This window comes from Aequorivita marina (assembly GCF_031631895.2).
Taxonomy (GTDB): domain Bacteria; phylum Bacteroidota; class Bacteroidia; order Flavobacteriales; family Flavobacteriaceae; genus Aequorivita; species Aequorivita marina.
Genome location: NZ_JAVMBW020000018.1, coordinates 25044 through 35777 on the forward strand (window position 1 = coordinate 25044; position 10734 = coordinate 35777).

Annotated in this window: 6 protein-coding genes and 1 pseudogene; all 7 read right to left on the reverse strand. The window is 39.1% G+C overall.

Annotation, left to right across the window (positions count from 1 at the left end):
* Positions 1–118: 118 nt before the first annotated feature.
* A complete protein-coding gene (locus tag QPK98_RS14780; RefSeq protein WP_310994239.1) occupies positions 119–841 on the reverse strand; it encodes an energy transducer TonB in 723 nt (240 codons plus the stop codon).
* Positions 842–895: 54 nt separating this feature from the next.
* Positions 896–1309 (reverse strand): VanZ family protein, encoded by a 414-nt coding sequence (locus QPK98_RS15700; protein ID WP_353963178.1) that lies wholly within the window; start codon positions 1307–1309, stop codon positions 896–898.
* Entirely contained in the window at positions 1278–1658 is a 381-nt protein-coding gene (gene gcvH, locus QPK98_RS14785) for a glycine cleavage system protein GcvH (protein WP_310994240.1), read from the reverse strand. The genes QPK98_RS15700 and gcvH overlap by 32 nt, the downstream gene beginning before the upstream one ends.
* 24 nt (positions 1659–1682) lie before the next feature.
* Positions 1683–8915 (reverse strand): T9SS outer membrane translocon Sov/SprA, encoded by a 7233-nt coding sequence (gene sov, locus QPK98_RS14790; protein ID WP_310994241.1) that lies wholly within the window; start codon positions 8913–8915, stop codon positions 1683–1685.
* A 3-nt stretch (positions 8916–8918) separates the two neighbouring features.
* Positions 8919–9500 carry a Holliday junction branch migration protein RuvA gene (ruvA, locus tag QPK98_RS14795; protein ID WP_310994242.1) on the reverse strand — a complete coding sequence of 194 codons (582 nt, stop codon included), beginning with the start codon at positions 9498–9500 and terminating at the stop codon, positions 8919–8921.
* Positions 9501–9888: 388 nt separating this feature from the next.
* On the reverse strand, positions 9889–10308 hold the full coding sequence (locus QPK98_RS14800; RefSeq protein WP_310994243.1) for a hypothetical protein: 420 nt from the start codon (positions 10306–10308) through the stop codon (positions 9889–9891).
* A 180-nt stretch (positions 10309–10488) separates the two neighbouring features.
* Positions 10489–10734 (reverse strand): annotated as a pseudogene (locus QPK98_RS14805) (transposase); the annotation flags it as partial.

Genomic DNA, 10734 nt, shown 5'->3' on the forward strand with positions numbered 1-10734 from the left:
TGTATATAACAAATTGGTCTGATTGCGTAGTCATATAGCCTCCTAAAGAAACTCCAGAATGCAAAAAGTCCTGTATTTAAACTTGTAAATACAGGACTTTTAAAAATATTTAATTTTTCTATTGGATATCGAAAACGATAGGAAGCGAATAAAGAACCCCTACTGCTTTCCCACGTTGCTTTCCAGGTGTCATGTCTGGCAATGAAGACACTACATTTAAGGCTTCTTTCTCAAGCCTAGGATGCGGTGCACGTGCTCGTACATTAACCACCTTACCATTTTTATCAATCTTAAACTGAACTGCAATACGTTGTCTTCCTTCAAGACCTAAATCTGAAGCTAAATTAGTATCGAACTTCTTATTAATAAACCGACTTATTTTAGAAGACATACATTTTTTCTTCGCAGCGTTGCCTCTCTCCTTTTCGCATCCAGGATAAACCGGTACGTTTTCAATTACAGCAAAAGGTACATCAGCGATTTCCTCCTCAACCACTTCTTCCTCAATTTCCTTAACCTCAACAATTTTTTCATCTTGTTTTGTCTCGGTAGATTCGATAATGGTTTCTTCAACATCCTCCTCATCATCAATCACGTCAATAACTTCTGGCGCTGGTGGTGGCGGAGGTGGTGGTGGTGGGGGTGTAAATTGTTCGGTAATTGGAATTTCCTCTTCCAGTTCATCTCCAAGGTCTAGTTTACCAAAATTGGAGTCTGATTTATCATAGGTTTTCCATTCAATTGCTTGCCATGCAAGTAAAAGCATTAAAATCATACCAAGCTGAAAAAACAACATGCTTCTTCGGCCTACGTCTGCTTTTGGGTTTTTTTTGGGTTCCATAATTGTGGGTTTATCTTGATGCTAAAATATAGAAATAATCATTCAATTTAAAACTTAATTGATTTTTTTCAATTTAAAATTATTTTTTACAATTTTAAAGAAAAGGATTCCGAGTAATGAACCTACAAGGTTAGCGGCAACATCAAATATATCGGCACCGCGTGAATCCGTCAGTTGGTCTTGTAATATCTCAACTATTATGCCAAATAGCATTAAAACTAAAAACAACTTGAAAACCCAATTCGCTTTAAACTGAAAGTTCTTTTTTACGTAAAAATAGAGCATCCACAGACTTATAAGAAAAAAATGAACTAGGCCGTGAATGACTTTATCTAGTCCTTCAATTTTTATTTTTACGCTGGGCAGATTGCTGCTGGGCATAAAAAACAAAAAGCTAATAGCAATACTGTACAGAATTGCTATTAGCAGTAAGGGTTTATCCTTCAACAATGGCCTTATATCCAGCATCGTCTAATAAATCTGCTATTTCATCTGGGTTTGAAATCTTCAATTTAATCATCCAACCTTCGCCATAAGGATCTGTATTAACTTTTTCTGGTTCAGATTCTAGGTTTTCGTTAAACTCAGTTATTTCTCCAGAAAGCGGCAAAAATAGGTCTGAGACGGTTTTTACGGCTTCTACCGTTCCAAAAACTTCATCTCTATCCATAGTTTCGCCTTCGGTTTCAACTTCTACGTAAACCACATCACCTAATTCGCTTTGGGCAAAATCAGTAACGCCAATGGTTGCAATGTCATCTTCAATCTTGATCCACTCGTGATCTTTCGTGTATTTTAAATCAGCTGGTAAATTCATAATTATAATGTATAAACGTTTATTTTAATTTCCAAAATTATATCGAAGTGTAATACCACTTCTTATTGTTGTTTGTGGGAATGCCGTTGATATAGCATATTTAGAGAACGTATGGTCGTAATAGAACAGCGCCGTTAGGTTCTTACTGAGCGCGTAATCAACAGATAACTGCGCCCCATAAATAGTCTGTCCGGCCGTTGTTTGGTTGTTCTGAACATCCAAATACCTTATGATTGTAACATTATCTCTTCTAGAAAGATCTACCTTAAAGTTAAGGTCACTGGTCATAACCGATTTATTACCTCCAAAGTTAGTTGCAATTCTAAGGTCTTTTATTCTATAGCCTAGGCCTATAATATACTCATTTCCTTTAATCTCAGTAAGCAAGTTGTTAGCAAAACTTAAAGAAAGTGCACGGTCTTTTCGAACTTCGGCAAGGATTTTTATTGAATTGTTCATTTCAAAATCTAACTTCACCAAAGGTGAGAACTGCTCCGTCAAGTTAACATTGGTCAATAAGGTCTTGGCCTTAAAGTTACCACCTTGATCTACTGCTTCTGGATTATTGGCATCGTAGTCTAAATTGGTCTGGAACTGGTTAACAGTATAACTGGCTCTATACCCATGTGTAAGTGAGAAGCGTTTAAAATTCTTCTTAAACCACGGTATTTTCATCAAGCCCGTGTATTTAATATCCCAGTTTGGAAGTGGAATATCCCTAAAGATACCTGTTTTCTCCTTTGAAGCATTGCTTCCTTTATAGGCGGCAAGAAACGATGGCAATAATACATCTTGGCTGTTTCTTCCAAAGCCTACAGGATAGCCATCTTCTGTTCTGGGAATGGTTCCACCTTGATAATGTTCTTGTGCCAATCTGTTTGCAACAGTTAAACGATTGCTTCGGAATTCATCAAAAGTAGCCGAATTATTCTCATCACTACTGCTAAATGCTGTTTTAATTAACATGGTTGAGATGTTGAAGTTTCCAAAAGTATTTGGCGTTAAGGCGTTGTACAAGCCGTCTTCAACTATAAAGTTTTCAGCATGGTTTTCAGAATAAATTCTGCTTCCATTAATATCTATTGTCAAATCGTTTATTGGTTCCAAATTGACTTGGATATCCATTTGACTACTGTGCACCTCTGTGTATTGCTCATTGAATTCTGGATATAGGGTTAACCATCCTTTTCTAGCGGCAAGATCCCTAACTTCAGATTGGCTTCCAAATACGAAACCTGCTGTTGGCTTTAACGTTCCAATAAAACCAATGGAAGGCAAGTATCCAGGTAAATAAATACCGTTGTTTTCCTGATAGTTAAATTGAATTTTCTTTATCATTGTTGCTAAGCCAATACCAACGTTCAAGGCTTTATCGCCTGCATTTAAACCGCCGGCACCTGCCTTGTTACCTCTTCCACCTGCTGATGCCGCGTTTCTTCCTGAAAGAGCACTTTTTGCATCTGGATCTACACGACCGCCTCTTTCTTCTTTTTGTTTCGCTCTATCATTTCCAGATCCATCGACTTTTCTAGACTTACTCTTTTTTATTTTTCTAAGGCCAATATATCTATAAAAGCCATTCATATCTATACTTGAGTTAATTTGGTGGGTGCTTGCATTTTGAATGGAGTTACCCAAGTCATAGGTTGCGGTGCTTCCATCGCTCAACTCAATAGGCAAATTATTAAACTGCGTACTTCCGGCCTGCCATTGATAGTCTCCGGTATAAGAATATGTGGCTCTAATAAATTTAAGGAATGGAAACTTATTAAATGGTAAATCATAGTTAACCTGCAAAGACTGAAAATGTTGATTAGGATCACCAACATTAAAGAAGCCATCCCAAACTCCAATATCATTGTTAATCATGCCGCCATCACTCAAGTAATTGTTTACTATTCTATTGTTAGTAGAAGTAAAGTTAAATCGCAATGATTTTGTTAAGTTGTGATTGATGGTATATTGCCAGTCAAAAAGATAATTGCGTTGGTATAGCTTAGGAAGCCCAATATTACCTTCCTGCAAATTAATTTCTCTAAACTTCTGTTCGTTATATTGTCTCGTGATATTAGAACTAACCGAAATATTGGTTGGCAGATAATTAAAGTTTAAGTCTTTCATAAATCGCCAATACTTACCGTTGAAAATGGAATCGTTTTTCTTAAAAGGCTCCACCGGTTTTGCAGTAAAGTTATGGTTATAGTTTGCTCCAGCGCGAATGTTTTGCTCTAGGGCATCTTCTATTTCAAAATCGTGATGGTCCGTTTGATTATATGAGAAGGAGGCCGTAAGGTTTTCAACATCGTACACTTTTGGTTTTGAATCGCCCGTTCGTTCTTTTCGCACGCCAATAAAGTTAACGCTCTGCCGCTTGGTATAATCTACAGACTGTTTTTTTATTTGTTCTTTTTCGGCTTCATCTTCGGTGTTATCCAGTCTGGTCTGCAATTCAATATCCTGGAATTCTGGATCGTACTGCGGTGTTATAAGCTCTTCAGATCGTCCATAATTAAACGGCAGCTGAACACCCCATTTTTTTGGCAACAATTGCCCAAGGTTTAAATTGGTAACAACATCATACTGCTGAAGATCTTCCCTGCTTCGTTGATTTGGACCTTGTTCTAAAGAACCAAAGCCTACCGTACTTCTACTTCCCGTAGCACTAATAGTTGCGAAATCGGCAATGTTTGCATCCATATTCACAACAGCGGCCCACCCACCTTGGTTTTTAAGTTCGGTCATTCTAAGCTCGTTAAACCAAACCTCGCCACAAACATCGTTAGACGACTTGTTTTTAACACCGAGCATGATATTACGTACATTTCCAAAGCTCGGATTACCCTTAATACCTATTTTTAATTCATTTTCACCATTAGTGCCGCCGCCATCAAGTTCAGATTGATTAAAGAAATTAACAATAGTCTGGTCATAATCAATGTTTCCGAGCACTTTGGTTTTTACTTGTTGCAACAGTTCTAATGGCAAGTTCAAGCGGTTAGCAAGTGGCCAAATTTCTTCAGCACCTGTAGAACCAAAACTCGTTGGGTTCAATGGTATTTGCACTTCGTAATAGTTATTGGTAAGGTCATTCCCCAGTCGCATAAATGCAACTAAATCGCCATCGCTCAATGCAGTTTCATTAACGAGCGATTCGGCATGGATAAACATTTCCAGATTTTTATACTGGCGCATATCCACGTTGAAATTTTTATAAACAGAACGACCATCTTCAGGCTCTAGTTCGCATAAACGAAGCGATAATGACTGCTCATTTTGGCGAATTATATTGTTATTGTTGTTTAACTCTTCACGCTGAAGCCCCGGTGGCAATCTATATGGAATAGGCTCGCGGTTTTCATTTTCCTCAATACTTACAGTTGCAACCTCAAAGAGCGTATTGCTTATGGTAGGATCATTCCAACCTGGTTCCAAGGCTTGTTGAAACCTTCTGTAATCGCCACGCACCAGCTCCATAGTACCAAAACGCAATACTGTATTTTCAGAGAATTCAGATAGAAACATTCGCATAAAACGTATGGATCTAAAGTCTGAAATACCTCCTAAAGCCTGGTCTGGCTCACTGATCGGGATTTTAAACTGAACCCAACGCACAGGAATTACACTGTTGTCTTGGGTAGTTACATCCAGTTCCTTTACGTCTGAAATATATTCGTTGTTATCTCTGCTCATTCCAGGGAACATTGGCACGTTGTATTCGTAATAGCTATTAATCGTGTTCATAGTATTGTCACGATTAATGTCTTCTACGTCTGGCTGCGTGGTACTTCCACGATTGGTGTTGGTAACCTGAACAGGTGAGTTACCTTCGGTACCGTTATAGGTTAAGTAGCGGTCAAGAATACTACCCTCTGCTTGTAAAAAGTATAGGTAATCATCATTTGCAGGATCATCAAGCCCAGCAAAGGCAGGAAACTGAACTGCTTCTTCGGCACTGCTCAATCCATCTAGACCAATATCTTGATTAACACGCTCCTGCCCTTCCGAATCAAAGGTGTAAACCAAAGATTGGTTGGTCGGTACCTTACCCCATGCCGTACCTATGGTATTGCCATCACCTCCATCTTTTGGCAGTCCGTTTTCATATTGTTTTCTACCATCTTTTAATACGTCTTCTGAAATGCTTCCCAAGTTAAAGTTGACATTTCCGCCAGGGTTTCCAGCGTTTTCATCGTAAATAAAAGGATCCATGACCCAAAACTCAATGTACTCCACGTTCGATTTCTCAAAATCGGTAGTGCTAATAGGTCTCATAATACCACCGAAACGATCCTGCGGGTTTGGCAGATTATTAGTTCCGGCCGCTTCCGGGTTAAAGTTATACTCTCCACGCGTGGAAGGATAATACGCTAAATCTAACGTAAATAAAGCTTGGGTTTGCCCTTGAATAACATCTTGGTTTGGGAAGATCTCGTCCCTAAATACACGGCGCGTAAATGGCGAAGATAAATCTTGATCACTAATTCCGTCCGGGCGTTGGGTACTATAGAAAATAGGGTCTATCGTGTACCATGCTAATTTTGCACGGTTAAAGTTATACCCTAGATTTTCATTCTCCAATTCTCCACCAAAACCCAATGGCGTACTGGCCAAGAACCAGCTAGAAGGCATACTGATATCATTACCCGTCTGTGACGATTCAAAATCATCTACATAGACCGTTGTTTTTCCACCAAAATCTGAAACTTTCGGCGCTCCAGGTTTTAAGTAGGCAAACTCACCACGTAAGGATAGGTTCGATTCCACATCAGTATCAATATTTGGCAAATGATTCACCATTCGGGTTAAGAAAGGCACCTCAGTTGAATAGTTTAGGTTTATTCCGAAAATACTGTTATTAATAGGCTCTGCACCATACGAAGATTTCTGAGTTAAAGGACGCTCATTAAGATTTAGGTAGGTAGCGCCAACCATAAACTTATCGCTGAATTTATGCTCTACATTCAGCCCCGTGAATCGTTTGCTTTGCTGTCCAAAAAGTGAATTGTTCTCCGTGCTTACGGAAATTGGCGTATTACTGTTCAATAAAGCCGGATCTAAAATTTGAACGCGACCCAATTGATAGTTTACCGTATAATCAACACCTTCTACCAGCTGTCTTCCACCCGCGGTAACAGTAACGGAACCTTGCGGAATATTGAATGCGCCAATCGGGATCCCATCAGCTCCAGTGGACTTGTAGCTACCTTTTAACTGAAATTTATTCTTTTGGCTTTCCTGTTGTTCAGCCTGGGTTTTAGTTGAAGTATAAAGGGTTCTAAAAACGTATTTTTCCTGATTCGCGTTATAGGTTTCCGGCATCGTGTAGGTACCTGATGGCACACCTTGCGTTGGCGTTTCGTCAAGCTTATCAAAAAGATCTTTACCAAATGGTTCTACGGTGGTAAAAATAATCCTACCATTTTGAGCATCAACGGTTACACCTGGCACAAAGTCGAAAAACCCATCGCCCCCTTGCACAGGGTCGTTGTTAAAGTTCAATCTATCTAGATTAAAAACCTTTAAAAGAACTTCATCTTTAATTTCCGGAGAAAATTCGGCATAGGGATGACCCGGCGTGGCTTCAGCTTCCTTAATGTAATTTAATGGAGAAGGATCTGTATAAAGTATGTTTAACTTAAAATCTTCTTTTTCAAGTTGATAAGCTCCAATAGGATAGATGTTTTTCATCATTAAATCCCAGATTGGTTCTTCTACACTTGTAATGCTACTCTTTAGCAGTTTTACCACTAAGTTTTGGGCAATACCGCCTTGGTCGCCACCGCCTGGAGGATTCCCACCGGGTTGGGTGCCACCGTTTGCCTCTACACCGTCATTAGAAAACTCACCTACTTGGTACACTTTTCCGTTAACCGTAAATTGGTACGAAACGGCCAAAACCTCATCGTTGTTTAAGCGTTGGTTAAGCGAGATATACCCCAATTGTGAGTTTAGAGAATATTCCCCCGGATCTAATCTTCTAGCATTTTCCAAGGTAACATAATCTCTACCTTCGCTAACCTGAACCCCTGTAAAACCTTGATTTACTGTGGCAACATCACGAATTGCAGCGTTAAGTATGGTTTGCTCTCCAGTATTTATTCCAAAGGGGTTAAAATCGTTATTTTTATTATCTGGATATGCAGTGCTGGGAACATTTATAAAGCCTCCCGGTGGAACGTCCAGCCCAATATTTGACAAATCTGACTCTCCAATATCCTGCAACGCCACTACGTTACGAACATTTTCGGTACGGCTCGTTCTGTTGGTAATCCAAACTTCCATTCGGGTAACCTGTACGTTACTGTTTATAAACGGGTATTGCTTTAGGGTACGGTTGTAGTTATCCCGAAAATAATGCGCTAGAAAAAAGTGACGGTTTTCGTCATAATCCAATGCAAAAAGCTCATAATCTGTTACCGTTGCACCACCTTCAGCGGTTACGGTTCGGGTTTCTGATTTTTGTTCGGAAAAAACACCGGTAATGGTCGTTTTTCCAAATTGAAGCTGTGTTTTTACACCGAATAAGCTTTGGGCCCCTTGAATCAAGGAACTGTTAAGCGGCATACTCACGTTACCCACCTCAATTTTTTGAATGATATCGTCTTCCGTTGGGGTGTATTCCAACTTAATTTGATTTTGGAAGTCGAAGGTACTCTCGGTGTCATAATTTGCGGTTACCTGAAGCCTTTTTCCCACTTTTGCCAAAAGGCTTAAACTGATTCGTTGGTCAAAATCGAAAGAAAAATTGCTTTGGTTTCGCGGCGAATACTGCGGATTGTCTTGTTTGGTGTAAAGCAGTCCAAGATCCATTTCAACAGAACCTTGTGGAATTACTTCAATGGTGTTTCCTCCAAAAATAGATTCAAAAAAGTTTGAATTTACATAAAATGTGGGCAAAAGGTTTTTTTGCTGTTCTTCGGAATCTGCTTTTCGTCCATCGGCAGCATCTATCTTTTCTTTAAAGTAAGCTTTCATCTGCTCCTCCTGAATAAGATCTTGGTATTCCTGCGGGGTAAGAATAATAGGGTAGGTAACATCAAAGCCGCCCACCGTTTGGGTGTAAATATACCTATCGGTTATGGGGTCGTAGGTGTATAAATCTTGGATACTCCTAGGGTTAGGAAGATCAATCCTTCCCATCTCATTCCCCACTTCAGTTGTATCTTGTGCTAGCGAAACATTGCTAACCAAGATGAGACCTACTATTGTTAAAAGCTTAAAAAAGCCAACCTTGTAAACGTAATTTTTTGCCTTCAAATTTTACAAATTTTTTAAAGCTTGTTTTATGATCATTTCTACAGAAGCCTGTGGATCTTCCTTCACAATTTTATCTACTACTTTCTCAGACTTTTTGCGAACAAAGCCCAATGTCTCCAAAGCAGATAACGCTTCATTTTTGTTCGTATTGCTTGTATCGGTAGAAATAGACGACAAACCGTACACTTTTAAAATCTTATCCTTTAGGTCCAAGACTACGCGCTGGGCGGTCTTAGCACCAATTCCCTTAACAGATTGGATGGTTGGCAAATCGTTTTGCGCAATGGCATCAACCACCTGTTCAGGGGTTAATGACGACAGCATGGATCTTGCCGTACTGGCCCCTACGCCAGAAACACTAATTAAAAACCGAAATACCTCCCGTTCCGCAACACTAGTAAAACCATATAGAATATGGGCATCCTCACGAACCTGAAGATGTGTAAAAAGCTTAACGTTTTCACCGTCCGGAAGCTCAGAAAAAGTATGTAAGGAAATATTGATAAAATACCCCACACCATTGCAGTCTATCACTACATCGGTGGGCGTTTTTTCAACCAGTCTGCCCTGTATATGGGTAATCATATGTTAACGAAAACTTAAGGGGTCAAATATAGTATAAATAATTGCAACCGCCATTGGGGATTTTTGGAAATATTGCGGGAGTAGCCACTAAAGGAACATTCAAATTTTGAAACGATTTTTGACTAAGTAAAAACAATAAAATGGACTATTGATGGAAAATAAATATATTAGGGCACGGGCGAGATACTTCTGAATAGTGATACAGTACTGGTTTTAGCCTTAAAATGCGGGAAAACCACGAGATGCTCCCGAAGTCTCGGAATTGCGGTCCCGGTCAAAACCTATCCACGTACACGATAAAGATGAAGTGATTTTATGGCAAATGACCATCGTATTAAAGTTCAGTAGATCACGCGATGCAATCGCGCGGGAGCGGGGCTAGTTTGGGCTATTCATCAATCAAAAATCTATCCAACTTTGGAAAACTATCTTCAAGCTTTTCACTTTGAAAGGGAGGAAGCTTCATTTCATATAAGCCCATTGAGACGTAAGTCATTAATACTAATTTATCTCTATCGCTAAAATCTGACAGATAGCTTGTATAGTTCTCATCACCAATTGTTTCGATTAACTTTGTTAGTACAATACCGTGCTGATAAGCTAAATCTTTTGTTACCATGAATTTTGAAAATTCATTTATAGATTCGCCATTGCCTTCAAGAGCTTCATGGAGGCACGTACAATAGTCTTTATTTTCATCTATTTTAATTTGCGAAAGTTTTTCTGATACATTTATTCCCGAAAAGTTACTGCAAAAATTTGTATTGCAGGAATTAAAAATCAATAAAACTAAAAGAAAATATTTCATATTCATCAAATTTTAAAAACGTGCTAGCGGGGAGTCTAAATAAGCTTTTCAATATATAAAGCATGGCCTCATATCCTATTTTTCAGTAAATAATTCATTGTTAAAAATTAACCGCCCCCGCTGGTGCGCGATTGCATCGCGTTCCTTTCCCAATTTTAATTAAACTTTCCAATTCTCAATTCAACCATAGTACCGAAATACCACAATATCATCCAACAATCCTTTTTCATCTACATAATCCGAAGCGCTGCTATAAACATAATCTTGAGCCCTATAAACCAATCCAGCCGCTACGGGATTATTGTGGACATAGTTGATCTTCTCCCAGATAACCGTATTGCTCCATAGCTCAATGGGCTTATTATCGTGTCTCCAAAACTGAAACTCTTTCACGTTGGATGATTTTGCCGCAGCCTTTATAAATTG